Source organism: Klebsiella sp. CN_Kp088, from assembly GCF_040064335.1.
Classification (GTDB): domain Bacteria; phylum Pseudomonadota; class Gammaproteobacteria; order Enterobacterales; family Enterobacteriaceae; genus Klebsiella; species Klebsiella aerogenes.
Window position 1 is genome coordinate 1 of sequence record NZ_JBEAIQ010000018.1, and the last position, 23,971, is coordinate 23,971.

18 protein-coding genes are annotated in these 23,971 nt (G+C 57.1%); 12 read left to right on the forward strand and 6 right to left on the reverse strand.

From position 1 onward, the window contains the following. Positions 1-65: 65 nt before the first annotated feature. The 4 genes from ABLV08_RS09210 to citS all read right to left on the reverse strand — a co-directional run bounded on the left by ABLV08_RS09210 (position 66) and on the right by citS (position 4,911). The gene (locus ABLV08_RS09210) at positions 66-1,367 is read right to left on the reverse strand and encodes an oxaloacetate decarboxylase subunit beta (protein ID WP_348855770.1); all 1,302 of its coding nucleotides are present in this window, start codon (positions 1,365-1,367) and stop codon (positions 66-68) included. 15 nt (positions 1,368-1,382) lie between these two features. After that, positions 1,383-3,149 carry a sodium-extruding oxaloacetate decarboxylase subunit alpha gene (oadA, locus tag ABLV08_RS09215; RefSeq protein ID WP_348855771.1) on the reverse strand — a complete coding sequence of 589 codons (1,767 nt, stop codon included), beginning with the start codon at positions 3,147-3,149 and terminating at the stop codon, positions 1,383-1,385. Between the two features lie 15 nt (positions 3,150-3,164). Then, positions 3,165-3,413: an oxaloacetate decarboxylase subunit gamma gene (locus ABLV08_RS09220; RefSeq protein WP_015703617.1), complete on the reverse strand. Its 249-nt coding sequence runs from the start codon at positions 3,411-3,413 to the stop codon at positions 3,165-3,167. A gap of 157 nt (positions 3,414-3,570) precedes the next feature. Continuing rightward, positions 3,571-4,911, reverse strand: a complete 1,341-nt coding sequence (gene citS, locus ABLV08_RS09225) for a citrate/sodium symporter CitS (RefSeq protein ID WP_015368309.1) — start codon at positions 4,909-4,911, stop codon at positions 3,571-3,573. A gap of 255 nt (positions 4,912-5,166) precedes the next feature. Between citS and citC the strand changes: the two genes are divergently transcribed. The 9 genes from citC to ABLV08_RS09270 all read left to right on the forward strand — a co-directional run bounded on the left by citC (position 5,167) and on the right by ABLV08_RS09270 (position 16,146). Next, positions 5,167-6,195, forward strand: a complete 1,029-nt coding sequence (gene citC / locus ABLV08_RS09230; RefSeq protein WP_046883337.1) for a [citrate (pro-3S)-lyase] ligase — start codon at positions 5,167-5,169, stop codon at positions 6,193-6,195. A 30-nt stretch (positions 6,196-6,225) separates the two neighbouring features. Beyond that, positions 6,226-6,519 carry a citrate lyase acyl carrier protein gene (gene citD, locus ABLV08_RS09235; RefSeq protein ID WP_012542888.1) on the forward strand — a complete coding sequence of 98 codons (294 nt, stop codon included), beginning with the start codon at positions 6,226-6,228 and terminating at the stop codon, positions 6,517-6,519. Beyond that, positions 6,516-7,385, forward strand: coding sequence for a citrate (pro-3S)-lyase subunit beta (gene citE, locus ABLV08_RS09240; RefSeq protein ID WP_015368307.1), 870 nt, complete (start codon positions 6,516-6,518; stop codon positions 7,383-7,385). Before citD ends, citE begins: the two co-directional genes overlap by 4 nt. A gap of 10 nt (positions 7,386-7,395) precedes the next feature. Continuing rightward, a complete protein-coding gene (gene citF, locus ABLV08_RS09245) occupies positions 7,396-8,922 on the forward strand; it encodes a citrate lyase subunit alpha (protein ID WP_015368306.1) in 1,527 nt (508 codons plus the stop codon). Positions 8,923-8,941: 19 nt separating this feature from the next. Beyond that, complete coding sequence (gene citG / locus ABLV08_RS09250; RefSeq protein ID WP_015368305.1) at positions 8,942-9,850, forward strand: triphosphoribosyl-dephospho-CoA synthase CitG; 909 nt, start codon at positions 8,942-8,944, stop codon at positions 9,848-9,850. A gap of 227 nt (positions 9,851-10,077) precedes the next feature. Continuing rightward, on the forward strand, positions 10,078-10,899 hold the full coding sequence (gene dapB / locus ABLV08_RS09255) for a 4-hydroxy-tetrahydrodipicolinate reductase (protein WP_015704365.1): 822 nt from the start codon (positions 10,078-10,080) through the stop codon (positions 10,897-10,899). A 455-nt stretch (positions 10,900-11,354) separates the two neighbouring features. Then, positions 11,355-12,503 (forward strand): glutamine-hydrolyzing carbamoyl-phosphate synthase small subunit, encoded by a 1,149-nt coding sequence (gene carA / locus ABLV08_RS09260; RefSeq protein ID WP_015704367.1) that lies wholly within the window; start codon positions 11,355-11,357, stop codon positions 12,501-12,503. A gap of 17 nt (positions 12,504-12,520) precedes the next feature. Beyond that, a complete protein-coding gene (gene carB / locus ABLV08_RS09265) occupies positions 12,521-15,745 on the forward strand; it encodes a carbamoyl-phosphate synthase large subunit (protein WP_348855772.1) in 3,225 nt (1,074 codons plus the stop codon). A gap of 167 nt (positions 15,746-15,912) precedes the next feature. Further along, positions 15,913-16,146 carry a YgdI/YgdR family lipoprotein gene (locus ABLV08_RS09270; protein WP_015704368.1) on the forward strand — a complete coding sequence of 78 codons (234 nt, stop codon included), beginning with the start codon at positions 15,913-15,915 and terminating at the stop codon, positions 16,144-16,146. Positions 16,147-16,196: 50 nt separating this feature from the next. On the opposite strand, the gene ABLV08_RS09275 is transcribed toward ABLV08_RS09270, so the two are convergent. Further along, complete coding sequence (locus ABLV08_RS09275) at positions 16,197-19,037, reverse strand: autotransporter outer membrane beta-barrel domain-containing protein (RefSeq protein WP_348855773.1); 2,841 nt, start codon at positions 19,035-19,037, stop codon at positions 16,197-16,199. Between the two features lie 382 nt (positions 19,038-19,419). Between ABLV08_RS09275 and kefF the strand changes: the two genes are divergently transcribed. From kefF to folA, 3 genes are all read left to right on the forward strand, one after another. Then, the gene (kefF, locus tag ABLV08_RS09280) at positions 19,420-19,953 is read left to right on the forward strand and encodes a glutathione-regulated potassium-efflux system oxidoreductase KefF (RefSeq protein WP_015704370.1); all 534 of its coding nucleotides are present in this window, start codon (positions 19,420-19,422) and stop codon (positions 19,951-19,953) included. Continuing rightward, positions 19,946-21,811, forward strand: coding sequence for a glutathione-regulated potassium-efflux system protein KefC (gene kefC / locus ABLV08_RS09285; protein ID WP_048230107.1), 1,866 nt, complete (start codon positions 19,946-19,948; stop codon positions 21,809-21,811). Before kefF ends, kefC begins: the two co-directional genes overlap by 8 nt. 197 nt (positions 21,812-22,008) lie before the next feature. Beyond that, the gene (gene folA / locus ABLV08_RS09290; RefSeq protein ID WP_032713333.1) at positions 22,009-22,488 is read left to right on the forward strand and encodes a type 3 dihydrofolate reductase; all 480 of its coding nucleotides are present in this window, start codon (positions 22,009-22,011) and stop codon (positions 22,486-22,488) included. A gap of 631 nt (positions 22,489-23,119) precedes the next feature. Here the strand turns inward: folA and apaH are convergent. Continuing rightward, positions 23,120-23,968: a bis(5'-nucleosyl)-tetraphosphatase (symmetrical) ApaH gene (gene apaH / locus ABLV08_RS09295; protein WP_015368293.1), complete on the reverse strand. Its 849-nt coding sequence runs from the start codon at positions 23,966-23,968 to the stop codon at positions 23,120-23,122. Positions 23,969-23,971 lie beyond the last annotated feature (3 nt).

A 23,971-nucleotide genomic window follows, 5' to 3' on the forward strand; every position in this document is an offset into this window, starting at 1 on the left:
CTACAAACCGGAGCGGACCGGTAGCCCGGATAAGGCGCCAGCCGCCATCCGGGAAGGATGCCGGCTTACATCGCCAGCACGTACTTGAGCATCACCCCGGCGGCGATCGCCGAGCCGATCACCCCGGCCACGTTCGGGCCCATCGCGTGCATCAGCAGGAAGTTCTGCCCGTCCGCTTCCAGACCCACCTTGTTGGATACCCTCGCCGCCATCGGCACCGCCGACACCCCGGCGGAACCGATCAGCGGGTTGATCTTGTGTTTACTGAACACGTTCATCAGCTTCGCCATGATCACCCCGGCGGCGGTGCCCACGCAGAAGGCGATCACCCCCAGCAGCAGGATCCCCAGCGTCTGCGGCTGCAGGAACTTGTCCGCCACCAGCTTGGCCCCCACCGACAGTCCGAGGAAGATGGTGACGATATTGATCAGCGCGTTCTGCACCGTGTCGCTCAGCCGATCCACCACGCCGCTTTCGCGCATCAGGTTGCCGAAGCAGAACATCCCCAGCAGCGGCGCGGCGTCCGGCAGCAGCAGCGCCACCAGCAGCAACAGCACCGCCGGGAAGAGGATCTTCTCGCGTTTGCTCACCGTACGCAGCTGCACCATGCGGATCTTCCGCTCTTTGTCGCTGGTCAGCGCCTTCATGATCGGCGGCTGGATCAGCGGCACCAGCGCCATATAGGAGTAGGCGGCCACCGCGATGGCCCCCAGCAGCTCCGGCGCCAGCTTGCTCGACAGGTAGATAGCCGTCGGGCCGTCGGCGCCGCCGATGATGCCGATGGCCGCCGCCTGCGGCAGGGTGAAGTGGATGAAGCCGAAGTAGTTCAGCGTCAGCGCCCCGAGCACGGTGGCGAAGATCCCGAACTGCGCCGCCGCCCCCAGCAGCAGGGTGCGCGGGTTGGCCAGCAGCGGGCCGAAATCGGTCATCGCCCCGACGCCCATAAAGATCACCAGCGGCGCGATACCCGAGCCAATCGCCACCTTATAGAAGATGGCCAGCACTCCGGAGGAGTAGCCCATATCCACCGCCAGCGTCTCCATCTGCCCCTGTACCGACGGCTGGGCCAGCGCCAGCGCTTCCTTGATGGCGTGGACGTCCGGCGCGCAGTTGAGCTTCGCGGCAATCACCGCCAGCTGGACCGGGTCGTGATGGGCCAGCAGATTTTCCAGCGCGCTCAGCGCCAGCCCGGCCTCCGGGATATTGGAGAGCAGGCCGCCGAAGCCAATCGGCAGCAGCAGTAACGGCTCGAACTTTTTAGCAATCGCCAGCCACAGCAGCAGCAGGCTGACCAGCAGCATCGCGGCCTGGCCGGCCTGCAGGTGCATCAGCCCCATGCCCTGAATCAGGGCGTTCAGACTTTCCATTTGCGCTCCTCGTCCTTACGCCAGCTGCAGCAGGGTGTCGCCGACCGCCACCGCATCGCCGGATTTCACTGCGATACCGCGTACGGTACCGGCCTGCGCGGCGCGGATTTCGGTTTCCATCTTCATGGCTTCCAGAATCAGCAGCACCTCGCCTTCCGCCACCGCCTGGCCTTCGCTGGCCAGCACCTTCCAGATGGTGCCCGCCAGCGGCGCGGTCACCGGGGTGCCGGCGCCAGTCGGGGCGGCAGCCTGAACCGGTGCGGAAGACGGGGTGGTCGCCGTCAGCTGACTGACGTCGCCGCCGTCGCTGACCTTGACCACGAAGGCTTTGCCTTCCACTTCGACGGTGTAGATACCGGAGGCGGCGGCTTTTGCCGGCGCGGCAGAGGTGGCTTCTTCCACCTGCGGCACCGGCTCAAAGGCCGCCGGGTTGTGGCGGTTTTCGAGGAACTTCAGGCCGATTTGCGGGAACAGCGCCACGGTGAGCACGTCGTCGATGGCGTTTTCGGCAAGCGTGATGCCCTTCTCCTGCGCCTGGCGTTTGACGTCGGCTTCAAGCTCCGCCAGCTCCGGCTTGAGTAAATCCGCCGGGCGGCAGGTGACGGCGTCGGCGCCGTCGAGCACCCGCACCTGCAGGGCGGCGTTAACCGGCGCCGGGGTGTGGCCGTATTCGCCTTTCAGGATACCGGCGGTCTCCTTCGCAATGGTTTTGTAGCGTTCGCCGCCCAGCACGTTGAGCACCGCCTGGGTGCCGACAATCTGCGAGGTCGGGGTCACCAGCGGGATGAAGCCGAGGTCCTCGCGCACGCGGGGGATTTCCGCCAGCACTTCATCCAGACGGTGGGCGGCGCTCTGCTGCTTCAGCTGGCCTTCGAGGTTGGTGAGCATGCCGCCCGGCACCTGGGCGACCAGGATACGGCTGTCGGTGCCTTTCAGCTGGCCTTCGAAGGCGTGGTATTTTTTGCGCACCTCGCGGAAGTACGCGGCGATGCTCTCCAGCTTGTGGATATCGAGGCCGGTGTCGTACGGCGTGCCGGCGAGGGTGGCCACCAGCGCTTCGGTGGCCGGGTGGCCATAGGTGGCGCTCATCGAGGAGATGGCGGTATCGACGCCGTCGACGCCGGCTTCAATGGCCTTCAGCAGCGCCATCTCCGCCATGCCGGTGGTGGCGTGGCAGTGCAGGTGCAGGGTGACGTCATAGCGTTTTTTGATTTCGCTGACCAGCTCAAAGGCGGCATGCGGGGTGAGGATGCCGGACATGTCCTTGATGGCGATGGAGTCGACGCCGGTCTCCAGCAACTGTTCGGTGAGGTCGAGCCAGGTCTGCAGGGTGTGCGCCGGGCTGGTGGTGTAGCTGAGGGTGCCCTGGGCGTGGGCGCCGTGGCGGCGGACCGCCTGCAGGGCGGCCTGCATGTTGCGCGGGTCGTTCATGGCATCAAAGACGCGGAAGACGTCCATGCCGTTTTTGACGGCGCGCTCCACAAAGCGCTCCACCACGTCATCGGCGTAGTGGCGGTAGCCGAGCAGGTTCTGGCCGCGCAGCAGCATCTGCAGCGGAGTTTTCGGCATCGCCTTTTTCAGCTCGCGCAGGCGGACCCACGGGTCCTCGCCGAGGAAGCGGATGCAGGCGTCAAAGGTGGCGCCGCCCCAGCATTCGAGGGAGCGGTAGCCGACCTCATCGAGCGCAGCTGCAATAGGCAGCATATCGTCGAGACGCAGACGGGTGGCGAACAGGGACTGGTGGGCGTCGCGCAGGACGACATCGGTAATGGCAACGGTCATGAATTCCTCCGTGAATTAAGAATTAAGGCGGCGATGGTGGTGAATGGCGGCGACAATCGCCGGCTTTAAACGGGCGAAGTCGTCGGCGGGCGCGACGGCCGCAGGCGCCGGTTTGGGCGCGGCAGGCGGCTCAGGGAACAGACGGGTAACGGCGAGAGACATTCCCCGGATGGCGAAAATGAGCAGCAGCAGGAACGCCAGCACGAAGCCCATGCCGAGGAACATCAGGGTGAAGCCTTCGCCTAACAGAACGGCATCAGTCATAAAAAATCTCGAATAAGGGCACGATGGCGCGTTGGTTGGCGAGCTTGTCGACGCTTCCGGCTAAGGAGCAGGGTGGATTTCCCGCAGCCGCCCCCGGCGCTGGTCCCTGACTGGGTCAACTGCTTCGGCCGCTCAACGGCGCCATCGTGCGTATGGGTTAAATCATCATGCCGAACACGATGCTGGCGATGACCAGCACAATACCGCCGCCCAAACGGGAGGAGATTTGCGCATAAGAGATAAGGCTCATACGGTTACAGGCGGACAGAACTTCCAGGTCCCCGGATCCGCCGCGGTTAGCCATACACAGGCCAGCGGTGATCGCTGATTCAATTGGGAAGAAGCCCATCATCCAGCCGCCGATCGCCGCGCCGAGCACTGCGCCGATAACGATAATGGCGGCGATAACGACGTTAGCGAAGGTGATGGCATTGATGATTTCCTGCAGGTCGGTGTAGCAGACGCCGACGCCGACCATCAGTACCCACAGCAGCTGTTTAGAGAAGAAATCAGACAGACGCTTGGCGCCGGCTTTGATTTCCGGTGAACACAGGCCGGAGGCGTTCAGCGCTGCAACGATCAGCACCATCCACGCGAAGTAGTGAATCGAAACGCCGCCAATGCTTGGCAGGATTTTCTTCGCGACGACATACGCCAGCAGGAAACAGGTTGTGGCAAGCACCAGACCGACGGCGGTTTCACGATGCGTGATTTGTCCCGCTTTCTCGTCATCTTCGACTTTGAACGAGGCTTTACGCACCAGTTCGCCTTCGCCGCTCATCCAGGTGTGTTTTTTGCCGATGATATCGAGGACGGCGGCAAAGACGATGGCGAAGATGTTAGCGATGGTCAGAATAGCGATAGCGGTTGAGTAGTACTCTTCGCGAGAACGACCGGTGACGGAGTGATAGATCTCCGACAGCGGAACCGCGCCCGCGCCGTTGCCGCCGCCCATGATCGGCAGGACATACAGCATCATGATGCGATCCACCGGAATACCGAACACCAGGCCGATAGCGATGCCGAAAATAGACGCGCCGACAATGCCCATCAGGATGGTTGGAATATAGCCGAGCAGTGATTTCAGCAGCAGGCGGCGGTTCACCGACAGAATTGCTCCGGTAATTAATACCGCGATGAATAAGTTAAGGAAGTTACTCTTATCCATAACGTTGCTGATAGCATCGATTTCTTTCTGCGTAAAAATACCGGCGTAAACAAAATAAGCGGCTACCAGGAAAATCATTACTGGAGCACCACCTATATATTTGTTGAATATTGGCAGGCGTTTGCCAATTTCACCGAATATAGCGCCGATGATAAACATGATGGCAAAACCGCCGACGATGTCGGTGGGTAAAGCGTTATAAAAATGTGAAAGTAATAGCGTAATTAACGCAAACGCGTAAAGGGGAAGCGGCATGCCGAAGATTTTAAATCCCAGCAGGTCGCTAACGCCCTTCTTCTCCGTCGCCGGAGCCTGACTCATGTTAGTCATAAACGTTTTCCTGTTTATTGATGGAGTAATAATACCGGCGCATAGTAATAAATAGCTTTAGTGGTAAGGTGTGATTACCTTCACTGAATACTCGTGTTTTTTATTAATTTAATTGGTTTAATGATGCTGAATTAATTAACAACATAAAAACCATAAAGACAATTAAGCCACGAGAAAAACTGTGACTTAAATACAAGTATCAACAGCCGAACGCTGGCGAAATACAGTTCGTTTTGGAATAACGAAGCGCTAAAAATGACTCTGATATTAAAACGCGTTCAGCTATTAAAAGATAAACCGCGGCGAGAAGCGATCGATCGGTTTCTTCGCCAGCATCAGCTGTCGTTAGAAGCCGATTGTGAAATGGCGATCGTCGCCGAGTATCAACAGCGGCTGGTCGGCTGCGGTGCTATCGCCGGCAATGTGCTGAAATGTATTGCCATCGATCCCTCGCTGCAGGGGGAAGGGCTGAGCCTTAAATTACTGACCGAGCTCCTGACGCTGGCCTATGAACTGGGGCGTAGCGAACTGTTTTTGTTCACTAAACCTTGCAATGCCGCGCTATTTTCCGGCGCCGGCTTCTGGCCGATAGCCCAGGCGGGCGACCGCGCCGTGCTAATGGAAAATAGCCGCGAACGACTGACTCGTTACTGCCGACAGCTGGCGATGTACCGTCAGCCGGGAAGAAAAATCGGCGCTATCGTGATGAACGCCAACCCCTTCACCTTTGGCCACCGCTGGTTGGTGGAACAGGCGGCCAGCCAGTGCGACTGGCTACATCTGTTTGTGGTCAAAGAAGATGCGTCCTGCTTTTCCTATCACGATCGCTTCAAACTCATTGAACAGGGGATTACCGGCATCGATAAGGTGACGCTGCACCCCGGTTCGGCGTATCTGATCTCGCGGGCGACGTTCCCCGGCTATTTCCTGAAAGAGCAGGGGGTGGTTGATGACTGCCACAGCCAGATTGACCTGCAGCTCTTCCGCGAACGTCTGGCCCCGGCGCTACAGATTACCCATCGCTTTGTTGGCACCGAGCCGCTGTGTCCCCTGACCCGTAATTACAACCAGCGCATGAAGTCCCTGCTGGAAGCGCCAGGCGACGCGCCGCCCATTGAAGTGGTTGAGCTGGCGCGAATCGAAAAAAATGGCGGACCCGTGTCGGCCTCCCGAGTGCGCGAACTCTATCGACAGCGCAACTGGCAGGCGGTAGCGGCGCTGGTACCGCCGGGGACCCTCTCTTTTCTGATGCAACTGGCGGAAAGCGAACATCAAACCGCCTGATTTTTATGCCCTAACTAAGGATTTTCCCCTATGGAAATGAAGATTGACGCCCTGGCCGGCACGCTGGAATCCAGCGATGTGATGGTCAGGATTGGACCGGCGGCGCAGCCGGGCATTCAGCTGGAAATCGACAGCATTGTGAAACAGCAGTTTGGCGCCGCAATTGAGCAGGTAGTTAGAGAAACGCTGGCGCAGCTTGGCGTGAAGCAGGCCAACGTGGTGGTCGATGATAAAGGCGCGCTGGAGTGCGTACTGCGGGCCCGCGTACAGGCCGCGGCGCTGCGCGCGGCGCAACAGTCCCAATTACAATGGAGCCAGCTATGAAACCACGTCGCAGTATGCTGTTCATCCCTGGCGCTAATGCCGCCATGTTAAGCACTTCATTCGTTTACGGCGCCGATGCGGTGATGTTCGACCTTGAAGATGCCGTTTCGCTACGCGAAAAAGATACCGCCCGCCTGCTGGTGCATCAGGCGCTGCAGCATCCGCTGTATCAGGATATCGAAACCGTGGTGCGCATTAACCCACTGAATACGCCGTTCGGTCTCGCCGACCTTGAAGCGGTAGTCCGCGCGGGCGTGGATATGGTGCGTCTGCCGAAAACCGACAGCAAAGAAGATATCCATGAGCTGGAAGCGCATGTTGAGCGGATTGAACGCGAGTGCGGCCGGGAAGTGGGCAGCACCAAGTTAATGGCGGCGATCGAGTCGGCGCTGGGCGTGGTGAACGCGGTGGAGATCGCCCGCGCCAGCCCGCGTCTGGCGGCGATCGCGCTGGCGGCCTTCGATTACGTCATGGATATGGGCACCTCCCGCGGCGACGGTACTGAACTGTTCTACGCCCGCTGCGCTGTACTGCATGCCGCGCGCGTTGCCGGCATCGCCGCCTATGACGTGGTGTGGTCGGATATCAATAACGAAGAGGGCTTCCTGGCGGAAGCGAATCTGGCCAAAAACCTCGGTTTTAACGGCAAATCGTTGGTTAACCCACGACAAATTGAACTCCTGCATCAGGTCTATGCCCCGACGCGCAAAGAGGTCGATCACGCGCTGGAAGTGATTGCCGCGGCGGAAGAAGCCGAAACGCGAGGTCTTGGCGTGGTATCGCTGAACGGCAAGATGATCGATGGACCGATTATCGACCATGCTCGCAAAGTGGTGGCGCTCTCGGCTTCCGGTATTCGTGATTAAGGGGAATAAGATGAAAGAGACAGTAACAATGCTTAATCAGCAGTACGTGATGCCGGAAGGGTTAGCGCCTTATGCGGGCGTGACGGCGAAAAGCCCGTGGTTGGCGAGCGAAAGCGAAAAACGTCAGCGTAAAATCTGCGATTCGCTGGAAACGGCGATTCGTCGTTCCGGTTTGCAAAACGGCATGACCATTTCGTTCCACCACGCGTTTCGCGGCGGTGACAAAGTCGTCAATATGGTAGTGGCGAAGCTGGCGGAAATGGGTTTTCGCGATCTGACGCTGGCATCCAGTTCGCTGATCGACGCCCACTGGCCGCTGATCGAGCATATTAAAAATGGCGTGATCCGCCAGATCTACACCTCCGGCCTGCGCGGCAAGTTGGGCGAGGAGATCTCCGCCGGTTTGATGGAAAACCCGGTACAGATCCACTCCCACGGCGGTCGCGTACAGCTGATTCAAAACGGCGAGCTGTCGATTGATGTCGCGTTTCTCGGCGTTCCTTGCTGCGATGAGTTTGGCAACGCCAACGGCTTTAGCGGTAAATCACGCTGCGGTTCGCTGGGCTACGCGCGCGTTGATGCGGAACATGCCAAATGCGTAGTGCTGCTGACCGAAGAGTGGGTGGATTATCCTAACTATCCGGCCAGTATCGCCCAGGATCAGGTCGATCTGATAGTCCAGGTGGACGAAGTCGGCGATCCGGAAAAAATCACCGCTGGCGCGATCCGTCTGACCAGCAACCCGCGTGAGTTGCTGATCGCCCGCCAGGCGGCGAAAGTCGTTGAGCATTCCGGGTACTTTAAAGATGGTTTTTCGCTGCAGACCGGTACCGGCGGCGCCTCGCTGGCGGTGAGCCGCTTCCTCGAAGATAAAATGCGCCGTAACGGTATTACCGCCAGCTTCGGCCTTGGCGGCATCACCGGGACGATGGTTGACCTGCACGAAAAAGGGTTGATTAAAACGCTGCTCGATACCCAATCGTTCGATGGCGACGCGGCGCGTTCATTGGCGCAGAACCCAAACCACGTTGAGATCTCCACCAACCAGTATGCCAGCCCGGGTTCTAAAGGCGCCTCCTGCGAGCGCTTAAACGTGGTGATGCTCAGCGCGCTGGAAATCGATACCGACTTTAACGTTAACGTGATGACCGGCTCTAACGGCGTGCTGCGCGGCGCGTCCGGCGGCCATAGCGATACCGCCGCCGGCGCGGATTTGACGATCATTACCGCGCCATTAGTTCGCGGCCGTATTCCCTGCGTCGTGGAAAAAGTGCTGACCCGCGTCACGCCGGGAGCCAGCGTAGATGTGCTGGTCACCGACCACGGCATAGCGGTAAACCCGGCGCGCCAGGATCTGATCGACAATTTGCGCAACGCGGGCATTCCGCTGATGACTATTGAGGAACTGCAGCAGCGTGCGGAACTGCTAACCGGCAAGCCGCAGCCGATCGAGTTTACCGATCGGGTGGTGGCGGTGGTGCGCTATCGCGATGGCTCCGTGCTTGATGTTATTCGTCAGGTGAAAAACAGCGACTAAATGCAGAGGGGGAAGGGCAATGAGCGAAGTGTTAATCAATCCGCAGCGTTCGCTGCGCGTGAAACCGCTGAACGCTGAAGAGGTGGTCAGCGCGGTAGAGCGCGCGCTGTTGACCGAAGTTCGCCTGACCCCAAAGCCCGGGTTGGTGGATATTCGTAACGCTGGCGCCCATCACGATATGGACCTGGCCTCGTTTGAGGCCAGTACCGCGGTGGTGGCGCCGTGGATGGAGAAATTTTTCATCATGGGCCACGATACCGCGGCGATCGTGCCGGAACAGGTGTTAATGATGCTGCGTCCAGTGGGAATGGCCTGTGAGAACGATATGCTGGAGGTCACCGGCGGGGTGAATACCCATCGCGGGGCGATCTTCGCTTTCGGTTTGCTGAGCGCGGCGGCGGGAAGGCTGGTATCGAAAGGCGAGCCGATTGAACAGCATCGGCTATGCGACCAGGTGGCGCGATTCTGTCGCGGCATGGTTATGCAAGAACTCTCCGCTTCCAGCGGCGAACCGTTAAGCAAAGGCGAAGCCCATTTTCTACGTTATGGTCTCTCCGGCGCCCGCGGCGAGGCTGAGAGCGGCTTTCGTACCGTGCGAACCCAGGCGCTACCGGTGTTCAACCGCATGATGGAAGAGACTGGCGATAGCAACCTGGCGTTGCTGCAAACCTTGCTGCATCTGATGGCGTGGAATGATGACACCAATCTGGTCTCACGCGGCGGGCTTGCCGGCCTGAACTTTGTGCAGCAGGAGGCGCAGCGGCTGTTGTGGCAGGGCGGCGTCATGGCTGACGGCGGGCTGGAGGCGTTGCGTCAATTCGATGACGAACTGATTGCCCGCCACCTCAGCCCCGGCGGCAGCGCCGATTTGTTGGCGGTAACCTGGTTTTTGTCCGCTTTTCCCGCCGGTGAGCTTTTCCCTCTTTGATTTAGTACAACAACGCCTTAGCCCGCACCGCGCGGGCGGGGCGCTACCGTACCCCCACCCGAATTCCACTACTTAAACGCCGAATCGCGGCACAATCATATAGTTTTTACTGATATCGACCGCCGTTTGTCATAAATTTCTAATTATCGGCGTTTTTGAGTAGCGGCTATGCAACGGGCTGGTTACTCTGAAAACAATTCACGTGAAGTTAACAAAAGAGAATAGCTATGCAAGATGCACAAATCCGCGTGGCCATCGCCGGCGCGGGAGGCCGGATGGGACGCCAGTTAATACAGGCTGCGCTGCAGATGGAAGGCGTGGCGCTTGGCGCGGCGCTGGAGCGCGAAGGTTCAAGCCTGGTGGGCAGCGATGCGGGCGAGCTGGCAGGCGCAGGCAAATCAGGCGTTACGGTACAAAGCAGCCTGGCGGCGGTAAACGATGATTTCGATGTTTTAATCGATTTTACTCGCCCGGAAGGCACGCTCAACCATTTGGCTTTCTGCCGTCAGCACGGCAAAGGGATGGTGATCGGCACCACCGGTTTTGATGATGCCGGAAAGCAGGCGATTAGCGATGCCGCGCAGGACATTGCCATCGTCTTTGCCGCTAACTTTAGCGTTGGCGTCAACGTGCTGTTAAAGCTGCTGGAGAAGGCGGCGAAGGTGATGGGCGATTATACCGATATCGAAATTATCGAAGCGCACCACAGGCATAAAGTGGATGCGCCATCAGGTACCGCGCTGGCGATGGGCGAGGCGATCGCCGGGGCATTGAACAAAGATCTGAAGGACTGCGCCGTCTACAGTCGTGAAGGTCATACCGGCGAACGCGTTCCGGGTACCATTGGCTTTGCTACCGTTCGCGCGGGCGACATCGTCGGCGAACATACGGCGATGTTCGCCGATATCGGGGAACGTATCGAAATTACCCACAAGGCTTCCAGTCGGATGACTTTTGCCAATGGCGCCGTTCGTTCTGCTTTGTGGTTGAAAGACAAAAAAAGTGGTCTCTTTGACATGAAAGATGTGCTTGATCTGAATGCTTTATAATGATTATTACCCATCGTGATGTGGTTATTGCATTCAATATGTGATTGATTGCAAAGGGCAATATTTTATTGCCCTTTTTTATTTTTCCATCTTGAACTGTTTTTCTTTGTTAGTGGTTTAAAAATCTGACTTATCTCATGATTTATGGTTATTGGATTGTAAATTTTGACCATCTGGTCCACTTTTTTACCCTCCGGTGACTGATTTTACAGTTTTCCACGCCCGCAAGCGTTTTCTCAACCAGGTTAGTTGATCTTTTTACCGTAAAAATCGCCCGTTACGCGCCAGTGGCGTAAAATAAGGTTAAAAATATCTGCTTTAAGTTGACTTTTACCCGACATCTCTCCAGAATGCCGCCGTTTGCCAAAATTCTGCGGGCAAAAATTTGCATTGATTCAGATCTATGTCTGAATTAATATGCAAATAAAGTGAGTGAATATTCTCTGGAGGATGTTTTGATTAAGTCAGCGCTTTTGGTTCTGGAAGACGGAACCCAGTTTCACGGTCGGGCCATCGGGGCAACCGGCACGGCGGTTGGGGAAGTCGTTTTCAATACTTCAATGACCGGTTATCAAGAAATCCTCACTGATCCTTCCTATTCCCGCCAAATCGTCACTCTTACTTATCCCCATATTGGCAATGTCGGCACCAACGCCGCCGATGAAGAATCTTCTCAGGTACATGCACAAGGTCTGGTCATTCGCGACCTGCCGCTGATTGCCAGCAACTTCCGCAATACCGAAGACCTTTCTTCTTACCTGAAGCGCCATAACATTGTGGCCATTGCTGATATCGATACCCGTAAGCTGACGCGTTTACTGCGTGAGAAAGGGGCGCAGAATGGCTGCATCATCGCCGGCGATAATCTTGATGCCCAACTGGCGCTGGAAAAAGCCCAGGCATTCCCTGGTCTGAACGGCATGGACCTGGCGAAAGAGGTCACGACCGCAGAGACTTACGCCTGGACCCAGGGGAGCTGGACACTGGCAGGCGACCTGCCGGAAGCGAAGGCGGAAAGCGATCTGCCGTTCCACGTCGTGGCTTATGACTTCGGCGCCAAGCGCAATATCCTGCGGATGCTGGTTGACCGCGGCTGCCGCCTGACTATCGTTCCGGCGCAAACGTCGGCAGAAGACGTGCTTAAGCTGAATCCGGACGGTATTTTCCTGTCTAACGGCCCTGGCGACCCGGCGCCGTGCGATTACGCCATCGCGGCGATTGAAAAATTCCTCACCACCGATATTCCGGTCTTTGGCATCTGTCTCGGCCATCAGCTGCTGGCGCTGGCGAGCGGCGCGAAGACCATTAAGATGAAATTCGGCCACCACGGCGGTAACCACCCGGTTAAAGATATCGATAACAATGTAGTGATGATTACCGCTCAGAACCACGGCTTTGCCGTTGACGAAGCGACGCTGCCTGCCAACCTGCGCGTGACTCACAAGTCACTGTTCGACGGCACCCTGCAGGGGATTCATCGTACCGACAAGCCGGCGTTTAGCTTCCAGGGGCACCCTGAAGCGAGCCCGGGCCCGCACGATGCCGCGCCGCTGTTCGACCACTTTATCGAGTTAATTGAGCAATACCGTCAGTCCGCGAAATAATCAGGAGTAAAAGAGCCATGCCAAAACGTACAGACATAAAAAGTATCCTGATTCTGGGCGCGGGCCCGATTGTTATCGGTCAGGCGTGTGAGTTTGACTACTCTGGCGCCCAGGCCTGTAAAGCCCTGCGCGAAGAGGGTTACCGCGTTATTCTGGTGAACTCTAACCCGGCAACCATCATGACCGACCCGGAAATGGCCGATGCGACCTATATCGAGCCGATTCACTGGGAAGTGGTGCGTAAAATTATCGAAAAAGAGCGCCCGGACGCGGTGCTGCCGACCATGGGCGGCCAGACCGCGCTGAACTGCGCGCTGGAGCTGGAACGTCAGGGCGTGCTGGCAGAATTCGGCGTGACCATGATTGGCGCGACCGCCGATGCGATCGATAAAGCGGAAGACCGCCGTCGCTTCGACGTGGCGATGAAAAAAATCGGTCTCGACACCGCGCGTTCCGGCATTGCGCACACCATGGAAGAAGCGCTGGCGGTGGCCGCTGAAGTTGGTTTCCCATGCATCATCCGTCCGTCCTTTACTATGGGCGGCACCGGCGGCGGTATCGCCTATAACCGCGAAGAGTTCGAAGAAATCTGCGAACGCGGCCTGGATCTCTCTCCGACCAACGAACTGCTGATTGATGAATCGCTGATCGGCTGGAAAGAGTACGAGATGGAAGTGGTGCGCGATAAGAACGATAACTGCATCATCGTCTGCTCGATTGAAAACTTCGATGCCATGGGGATTCACACCGGCGACTCCATCACCGTCGCCCCGGCGCAGACCCTGACCGACAAAGAATACCAAATCATGCGTAACGCCTCGATGGCGGTACTGCGTGAAATCGGTGTGGAAACCGGCGGTTCTAACGTACAGTTCTCGGTGAACCCGAAAGATGGTCGCCTTATCGTTATCGAAATGAACCCGCGCGTCTCCCGCTCTTCGGCGCTGGCCTCAAAAGCGACCGGCTTCCCGATTGCCAAAGTGGCGGCGAAGCTGGCGGTAGGTTACACCCTCGATGAGCTGATGAACGACATTACCGGCGGCCGTACTCCGGCTTCCTTCGAACCGTCCATCGACTATGTCGTGACCAAAATTCCACGCTTTAACTTTGAAAAATTTGCTGGCGCTAACGACCGTCTGACCACGCAGATGAAATCCGTCGGCGAAGTGATGGCGATTGGTCGCACGCAGCAGGAATCTCTGCAGAAAGCGCTGCGCGGCCTGGAAGTGGGCGCCACCGGCTTCGACCCGAAAGTCAGCCTCGACGATCCGGAAGCGCTGACCAAAATCCGCCGCGAGCTGAAAGATGCGGGCGCCGAGCGTATCTGGTACATCGCTGATGCCTTCCGTGCGGGCCTCTCCGTCGACGGTGTCTTCAACCTGACCAATATCGACCGCTGGTTCCTGGTACAAATCGAAGAGCTGGTGCGCCTGGAAGAGAAAGTGGCGGCCGTGGGCATCAACGGCCTCGACGCTGACTTCCTGCGCCACCTGAAGCGTAAAGGCTTTGCCGATGCGCGTCTGGCGAAACTGGCGGGCGTGCGCGAAGCGGAAATCCGCAAGCTGCGCGATCACTACAACCTGTACCCGGTCTACAAGCGCGTGGATACCTGCGCGGCGGAATTCGCCACCGATACCGCCTACATGTACTCCACCTATGAAGACGAGTGCGAATCTAATCCGTCCGTTGACCGCGATAAAATCATGGTTCTCGGCGGCGGCCCGAACCGTATCGGTCAGGGTATCGAGTTTGACTACTGCTGCGTACACGCCTCGCTGGCGCTGCGCGAAGACGGTTACGAGACCATCATGGTCAACTGTAACCCGGAAACCGTTTCGACCGACTACGACACTTCCGACCGTCTGTACTTCGAGCCGGTAACGCTGGAGGACGTACTGGAAATCGTGCGCATCGAGAAGCCGAAAGGCGTCATCGTGCAGTACGGCGGCCAGACCCCACTGAAGCTGGCGCGTGAACTGGAAGCCGCAGGCGTGCCGGTTATCGGCACCAGCCCGGACGCCATCGACCGCGCTGAAGACCGCGAGCGCTTCCAGCATGCGGTTGACCGCCTGAAACTGAAGCAGCCGGCGAACGCCACCGTGACCGCGATTGAGCAAGCGGTTGAGAAGGCAAAAGAGATCGGCTATCCGTTGGTGGTGCGCCCGTCTTACGTGCTCGGTGGCCGCGCGATGGAAATCGTTTATGACGAAGCTGACCTGCGCCGTTACTTCCAGACGGCGGTGAGCGTCTCCAACGATGCGCCGGTACTGCTGGACCGTTTCCTCGACGACGCGGTTGAAGTCGACGTCGACGCTATCTGCGATGGCGAAATGGTGCTGATTGGCGGCATCATGGAACATATCGAACAAGCGGGCGTGCACTCCGGTGACTCTGCCTGTTCTCTGCCAGCCTACACTCTGAGCAAAGAGATTCAGGATGTGATGCGTGAGCAGGTGCAGAAACTGGCCTTCGAACTGCAGGTTCGCGGCCTGATGAACGTACAGTTCGCGGTGAAAAACAACGAAGTGTACCTGATTGAAGTCAACCCGCGCGCGGCGCGTACCGTACCGTTCGTCTCGAAAGCCACCGGCGTACCGCTGGCGAAAGTGGCGGCACGCGTAATGGCCGGTAAAACGCTGGCGCAGCAGGGCGTCACCAAAGAAATCATCCCGCCGTACTATTCGGTGAAAGAGGTGGTGCTGCCGTTCAACAAATTCCCGGGCGTTGACCCGCTGTTAGGGCCGGAAATGCGCTCTACCGGGGAAGTGATGGGCGTGGGCCGCACCTTCGCGGAAGCGTTCGCCAAAGCGCAGCTGGGCAGCAACTCCACGATGAAGAAACAGGGGCGCGCGCTGCTCTCCGTTCGCGAAGGCGACAAAGAGCGCGTTGTCGACCTGGCGGCAAAACTGCTGAAACAGGGTTTCGAGCTGGATGCAACCCACGGCACTGCGATTGTTCTGGGTGAAGCCGGTATCAACCCGCGTCTGGTGAACAAGGTGCATGAAGGTCGTCCGCACATTCAGGACCGTATCAAAAATGGCGAGTATACCTACATCATCAACACCACCGCAGGACGTCAGGCGATTGAAGACTCCAAGCTGATTCGCCGCAGCGCGCTGCAGTACAAGGTGCATTACGACACCACCCTGAACGGCGGCTTCGCCACCGCGATGGCGCTGAATGCCGATGCGACCGAGAAGGTTATTTCGGTGCAGGAAATGCACGCGCAAATCACTAAATAAGCGTACCGGCCGGGCCGGATAGCGACACATAGGGGCTGACGATATCGTCGGCCCTTTTTTTTACGGCAATCATCTTCGGAGAGTTCTGCTTTTATCTGCCTGCTGGGTCAGGCTAACTATAGTTAGCACGATAACGATACCAATTGATGAAAAGACAGGAGGATACAATGCGGAACAAAATTCTGGTGGCATCCGCGCTGGCGGCAACGGCGATGGTATTTGTGGCAGGTTGCTCATCAAATCAGTCGCTCAAAACGACAGATGGCAAAACAATTGTGACCAGCGGTAAGCCGCAGGTCGATGATGATACAGGCCTGGTATCCTACAAAAATGCGGAAACCGGTCGCGTGGAGCAGATTAATCGCGACCAGGTGAAGTCAATGGACGAGCTGGATAACTAAAAAAAAGCAGTGGCTTCGGCCACTGCTTTTTACCTTTCAGTGTATAGCGATTACCAACGGTGATTCAGCAGAATGTGGCCGCCATACGCGGCGTAGCTGTTTTCACCCCATTCGCCGCTGGCGCGCAGCGAGATGGTGGTCGTCTCGTTCACATTACCGGTTACGCCCAGCTCTAACTGACCGCGATCGTCCGGCGTATCGTTGCTGACTTTTTCGCCATTGAATGCCAGATCGTTTTGACCCGCGCCTTTCAGCCAGTTCACGGCGACATAAGGCTGCCACGCTTTAACATCGTGTTGCTCGAAATAGCTGCTCTTCACGCCGAGACGGCCAAACAGGCTATTGTTATCCACGGTCGTTACCCGCACGCCATCCGGATCGGTATGATTTTCCTGATCGAGATAGCTGTAGATCATCTGCGCCTGAGGTTCAATCTTCCAGGTACGCGTATTGTCTGAAGGGATCACCCATGCATGGCCGACTTCGACAGAGGCGGCAAAGCCTTTGCTATCATACTTTTCATTGTTGCGATTGCTGGTGACCGTGTTGTTATACCAGCTGTAGGACGCCCAGGTATCGATGTAGCTGCCCAGACGTAATTTCGGATCTTCCTGCCAGGTCGCGTACAGGCCAACGTTGAAACCGTCGACTTTACCCTGCGCGTCACGCACGTTGTGTTTCGCATCCGAGTCTGTTTTCGCCTGGCCCGCGCCAAACATGCCGCCGGCACGCAGTATCCCTTTGTCCATCGGCTTGCTCATGAAATCACTGCCGACCTGAAGCACGGTGGTAGTGGTGTCATAGCTGACTTTATCGCCGCCGGCATCGTTCTCATGATAGCGGCCCTTAACGTACATCCAGGTGTTCAGATTGTCTTCGTTGCGGAACGTGAGCTGGTCGCGATCGTCACGTTTATGCAGGAACATACTCTGCGCAGCAAGGTAGTTACCCAGATAAGCGCCGACTTCCGGCGCCATCACTTCTGGCGCGGATTGACCGCCATTATCGGTATTGCTGCCGTTACCGCTGTCGCCATCAGTGCCACTGCCGCCATCAGTGCCGCTATCGCTGCCGCTGTCACCATCGTCAGTATCATCCGACGGATCGTCAGACGGGGTCGCTTTGGATTCCAGATACCAGTTGCCGTTGTCGTGTTGATACAGACCATACTCATAAGCCCCGGCGACAACCGGTTTGGATAAGGTTAACTGTGCTTCTGAGCTGCCGCTGACGCTGACAATCTCCATACCATTAACGGTTTGCGCGCCCAGCCCGCCGATATTGGCGATGCTGACGCCAGACTGGCCGTAGCTGCTTCCGGTAATTGATAAATGGTCGGTCGGCGCGCTGTCTTCGCCCAGGGTGCTGTTCATTACGATCTGGCTGCCGGCGGAACCGGTATAGTCGCCGTTAATGGTAAAATTGTTGCCAACGCTATTATCGGCGGCGCTGAGTAACAGCGTACCGCTGTTGGTCACATTGCCGTTAATCGTATCGACGCCGGATGTTCTTAGCGTTGCGTTACCTTCAACCGCATTCCACGCCGCGAGGATACCGCCGCTGAGGATATCAATGTTGTTATTGACTTCGCCGGCGCTGGCAAATTGCGCGCCATTGTCAATGGTGAGGGTGGCGTCGCTGCCGACGACGCCGAGAGTAGCGCCTTCCGCGACCAGAGTGGTGCCGCTTTTCAGAAGGGTATTACCGGTGTAGCTATTGGTGCCGGTTAAGGTCAGGGTATTGGTATCGACTTTTTCCACGTTGCCGCTACCGATGATGCTGGTGGCAAACGTAGAGTCGCTTCCCTGATTGAAGATCAGTGTGCCGTTGTTGGTCATGCTGCCGGTGAGGGTCGCGGTCTTCTGCCCGTTCCCCAACTGTAGCGTGGCCGCTTCCGCTACCAGCGTGTTGCCGCTATTCGCGACAGCGCCCGCCAGCGTTAACTGGCCGCTATTAACCTGGAGGGAATCGCCGCTGCCGATGATGTCCAGGTTGCCGGTGAGCGTCCAGGCCTCGCCGTTCATTTTCACGGAGGCAAAACCGTCGCCGTCATTCAGGCCGACGAAGTTGCTGTCTTCTGTGCCAGAACCGACCAGCGAGAGTGTATTACCCGTTGAGCCCGTGGAGATGACATCGCCAATGAGGGAAGAGCCGGTATTGAGCACCAGGCTGTTATGTTTGCTGCTGGCAAACATGACGGCCGTACCGCCGCCGCCGAGTAAACCGCTGTTGATAATATCGGCTTTCGCGCTATCAACGACGTTGATCCCGTTTTGGCTGCCCTGCACGGTGCCGCTGTTGCTAATTTTGCTGTTGCCGTCGCTTAACGCCACACCATCACCAGCGGTACCAGTGATGGCGCCGCTGTTATCTAACCCGACGCCAATTTGCGAACTCAGGCCGTTTTTGCCGGTGATCACGCCTGTATCGGTATTGGTGATATTAATTGCCGATGACTCTTCGCTAACGAAAATACCGTTGTTGGCGCCAGTAATGATTCCACTATTATTAATCGCACCCGCCATTGATTGCACGTTAACGGCATTATCAGTTGCAGATGAAATAATTGCATTTTCATTATTGTTTATTTCAACGGATTGCCCATCGATGTTAATATTCAATCCTATTCCCATTCCGGAAATATTGCCATCATTGGTGATTTTTTTGACGTTCATTCCACTAACGGAAACTGCCGGGGTGTTCTCCGTGGATGAGACGGTGACATCCCGATTAATAACGTATTCGGTATCAGCCGAGAAGTCTTGCGGCACGGAGGTTGACTGGTCAATTGTGGCTGCGCTGACGACTATTGGCGTAACCATTAATAAGGTGGGAAATATCCTTGCCAGCGTTTTGGTTGTTCTGTTTAGTTCAAAGTGTTTATTGCTCATGTACACATCCATTTGCGTGAATAGCGTTTCCGGATAACGCTATCTATTAGAGATTGTTTTTAGTATAAAGTCGCGGGGCTCAAAATGAAGAGCGTAAAATTATTGGTTGCTCAATGCAGGGTGTATAGTTTTATTTTTTAAATAATGTATTAATTCCACCTTAAAATATATTGTGGTTGTATTATTCCTAATGATAAATTCGTATGGCGAATTCTTCTTACCTTTATTTTCCTTTAATTCTCTTTTTTTAGCCTAAATTTTGTAATGACCAACAGGTTGATCATCTGCTGCGATTGACTTTTCTCTCGTCATTACCCCCTTTCAGTGAGCGAGTTAACTGTCTACACTCACTGCTACAAGAATACAAAAGACAGGCCCATTCATGATTCTGATAATTTACTCGCATCCTTATCCGCATCACTCGCATGCGAATAAACGGATGCTTGAGCAAGCAGGGACGCTTGATGGCGTAGAGATACGCTCCCTCTATGAGCTATATCCCGACTTCAATATCGATATCGCTGCCGAGCAAGCGGCGCTGGCGCGCGCCGATCTGGTTATCTGGCAGCATCCAATGCAGTGGTACAGCGTACCGCCGCTGCTAAAACTGTGGATGGATAAAGTGCTGTCTCACGGCTGGGCGTACGGCCACAATGGTATTGCGTTGCATGGTAAATCGCTGATGTGGGCGGTTACTACCGGCGGCGGCGAAAGCCATTTCGATATTGGTTCATTCCCCGGCTTTGACGTGCTGGCGCAGCCTCTGCAGGCGACGGCGCTGTACTGTGGCATGAAATGGCTGCCGCCGTTTGCCATGCACTGCACCTTTATCTGCGATGACGAAACGCTGCAGGCGCAGGCCCGTCATTATCGTCAACGCTTAATCGAATGGCAGGAGGCGCATAACAATGGATAGCCATACGCTAATACAGGCGCTGATCTACCTCGGATCCGCTGCGCTTATCGTGCCGATCGCCGTGCGTCTGGGGCTGGGGTCGGTACTGGGGTATTTGATCGCCGGCTGCGTTATCGGCCCGTGGGGACTGCGACTGGTCACTGACGCAGAGGCGATTCTGCATTTCGCCGAAATCGGCGTCGTACTGATGCTGTTTGTCATCGGTCTTGAGCTGGATCCGCAGCGCTTATGGAAGCTGCGCGCCTCGGTATTTGGCGGCGGCGCGCTGCAAATGGTGGTGTGCGGCGCGTTTATCGGCCTGTTCTGCATGCTGCTTGGCTTGCGCTGGCAGGTTGCGGAGCTGATCGGAATGACGCTGGCGCTGTCGTCAACGGCGATTGCCATGCAGGCGATGAATGAACGTAACCTGACGGTGACGCAACTGGGGCGTAGCGCTTTTGCCGTGCTGTTGTTCCAGGATATCGCTGCTATTCCTTTGGTCGCGATGATTCCGCTGCTGGCGGCCAGCGGTGGCTCAACGACCCTGGCCGCGTTTGCGCTGTCGGCGTTGAAAGTGGCCGGCGCGCTGGCGCTGGTGGTGCTGTTAGGGCGCTATCTGACCCGGCCGGTGCTGCGCTTCGTTGCCCGTTCCGGCCTGCGCGAAGTATTCAGCGCCGTGGCTCTGTTCCTGGTCTTCGGCTTCGGATTGCTGCTGGAGGAAGTCGGGCTGTCGATGGCGATGGGCGCGTTTCTTGCCGGGGTGCTTCTGGCAAGTTCGGAATACCGTCATGCCCTGGAGAGCGATATCGAACCGTTTAAAGGGTTGCTGTTGGGGCTGTTCTTTATTGGCGTCGGTATGTCTATTGACTTCGGCACCCTCGTCACCCATCCGCTACGTATCCTGATCCTGCTGGTGGGTTTTTTGGCGATTAAGGCTCTGATGCTATGGCTGATTGCTAAACCACTGGGAGTGCCGCGCGCGCAGCGCCGCTGGTTTGCCGTGTTGTTGGGGCAGGGGAGTGAGTTCGCTTTCGTGGTCTTCGGCGCCGCGCAGATGGCCGATGTGTTGGATAGTGAGTGGGCGAAGGCGTTGACGCTGGCGGTGGCGCTATCGATGGCGGCAACGCCAATCCTGCTCGTGCTGCTGACGCGGATGGAGAAATCCGCCAGCGGCCAGGAGCGCGAAGCGGACGAGATTGACGAAGAGCAGCCGCGAGTGATTATCGCCGGTTTTGGCCGCTATGGGCAGATTGCCGGGCGCGTGCTGCTTTCCAGTGGCGTGAAAATGGTTATCCTCGATCACGATCCGGACCACGTTGATACCCTGCGCAAATTCGATATGAAGGTGTTTTACGGCGATGCTACGCGTGTGGACCTGCTGGAGTCTGCAGGGGCGGCAAAGGCAGAAGTGCTGATTAACGCCATCGACGATCCGCAGGCCAGCCTGCAGTTGGTGGAGCTGGCGAAAGAGCACTTCCCGCATCTGCAGATCATTTCGCGCGCCCGCGATGTCGATCACTACATTCAGCTGCGCCAGGCCGGGGTGGAAGCACCGGAGCGTGAGACCTTCGAATCGGCGCTGAAAAGCGGTCGTATGACGCTGGAAGCCCTGGGCCTTGGTGCTTATGAGGCCCGCGAGCGTGCCGATTTATTCCGCCGCTTCAACCAGCAGATGGTGGAAGAGATGGTGGCGATGGCGGAAAATGATGCCGCTTCGCGGGTGGCGGTATTTAAACGGACCAGCGATATGCTTACCGGCATCATCAACGAGGACCGTAATCATTTGTCGCTGGTGCAGCGCCACGGTTGGCAAGGTACTGAAGAAGGGCGGCACACCGGAGACGTCCGTGATGAGCCGGACAATAAGCCTTCAACCTGAGGTGGTAAGCAGATGTTGCGTTAACTTTACAGCTAACATTTTGTTTTCAATTTAGTTCCTGATCTGGCGGCTCATGAGGGTTACGTGGGCTCGCCAGCAAATCTAAAAATTTTCTTATTCTTTACTCTTCGTTCAGTCGACGAAGTATTACGCTTTCCGTATAGTGGCGGCAATTTTTTGCATTCGGGATATTTTCAATGATTAGTCTGATTGCGGCGTTAGCTGTAGATCGCGTAATTGGCATGGAGAACGCTATGCCATGGGACTTGCCTGCCGATCTCGCCTGGTTTAAACGTAACACCTTAAACAAGCCGGTGGTAATGGGGCGTTTGACCTGGGAATCCATCGGTCGCCCGTTGCCAGGACGTAAAAATATCGTTATCAGTAGCAAGCCAGGCAGCGACGATCGCGTGCTGTGGGTGAAGTCTGTTGATGAAGCGATTGCCGCCTGCGGCGACGCGGAAGAGATTATGGTGATCGGCGGTGGCCGCGTTTACGAGCAGTTCCTGCCAAAAGCGCACAAACTCTACCTGACCCATATCGATGCGGAAGTGGAAGGGGATACCCATTTCCCGGATTACGATCCGGACGAGTGGGAATCGGTATTCAGCGAGTTCCATGATGCCGATGCGCAAAACTCCCATAGCTACTGCTTCGAGATCCTCGAGCGCCGTTAAGCGAAATCGCATGGATTAAAAAACCCCGGTCGCGTCAGGCGTGGCCGGGGTTTTGTTTTTTCAGGAATCTCCCGATTACCGTCCGGTACGGGCCGTAGGCCGGGTAAGGCGTTAGCCGCCACCCGGTAAACAAACGGCGCCGTGGGTAGATACTGTTATCAGTTTGCAATGGTTTCGCTCCTCGAAAAGCGGTTGTTCTGTGCTGTTTCCGAACACATTGCGCTCCCGATATTTCTTCTGCGTTATGTCTCTCATGGCGCAGGGAGCGCACAGAGGGCGGCCAGTCGCCGCCGCCCTCTGTACTCCTGGGCTCTGGCCGCCAAAATCGCCACTTCGTGGTGCCTTCGACTTATCCCTGCAGGCTTCGGGTCGGGCCGAGGCTGCGTCCTTGCAAATCACGGCCCTCAGCCCGCATCCATGCGGGCTGCCCCGGCCTGCCGGGAACGTCTCAGCGATTTTGAGGCCACCAACACCGGCAGTTTCAGTAGCCATGGGGAGAGAGGTAGAGTTGAGAGCTTCAGCTCACAACGGTACAGGCCGTAGGTCGGGTAAGGCGTAGCCGCCACCCGGTAAACAAACGGCGCCGCGGGTAGCCCGGATAAGGCGCAGCGCGCCGCTATCCGGGAGCGACTCAGGAGGCGACTGCTTCGCCTTCGTCGAGGCTTTTCTGGCGGTTGGAACGCTGGGTGAAATACGTTTTATCTTCCCAGCGCAGGCAGGTCAGATCGCCACCCCAGCAGCAGCCGGTATCCAGCGCGTAGATCCCTTCCGGCGTACCGCGGCCTTCCAACGACGCCCAGTGGCCAAAGGCAATACTGTACTCGCGAGCGACAGGGCCCGGAATGGCAAACCATGGCTTCAGTGGGGCAGGCGCGTCTTCCGGCGCCTCTTTGCTGTACATATCCAACTGGCCGTTCGGGAAGCAATAGCGCATGCGGGTGAAGGCGTTGGTGATAAAGCGCAGGCGCGCCAGGCCGCTGAGCTCATTGCTCCAGTGGTTCGGCATATCACCGTACATCGCGTCGAGGAAGAACGGATAGGAGTCGCTGGCCAGCACGGCTTCGACATCGCGCGCGCACTGTTTGGCGGTTTCCAGATCCCACTGCGGCGTGATGCCGGCATGAGCCATCACCAGCTTTTTCTCTTCGTCCACCTGCATCAACGGCTGGCGACGCAGCCAGTTAAGGAGTTCGTCAGCGTCGGGCGCTTCCAGCAGCGGTGTCAGGCGGTCTTTGGGTTTGTTGCGGCTGATGCCGGCAAATACCGCCAGCAGGTGCAGGTCATGGTTGCCCAATACGATGCGCACGCTATCGCCGAGCGTTTTCACAAACCGCAGCACTTCCAGAGAGCCGGGGCCGCGTGCGACCAGATCGCCAGTGAGCCACAGTGTGTCCGTATCAGGGTTAAACTCCACCTGCTCCAGCAATGCGATCAGTTCATCGTAGCAACCATGAACGTCGCCAATAAGGTATGTAGCCATTGT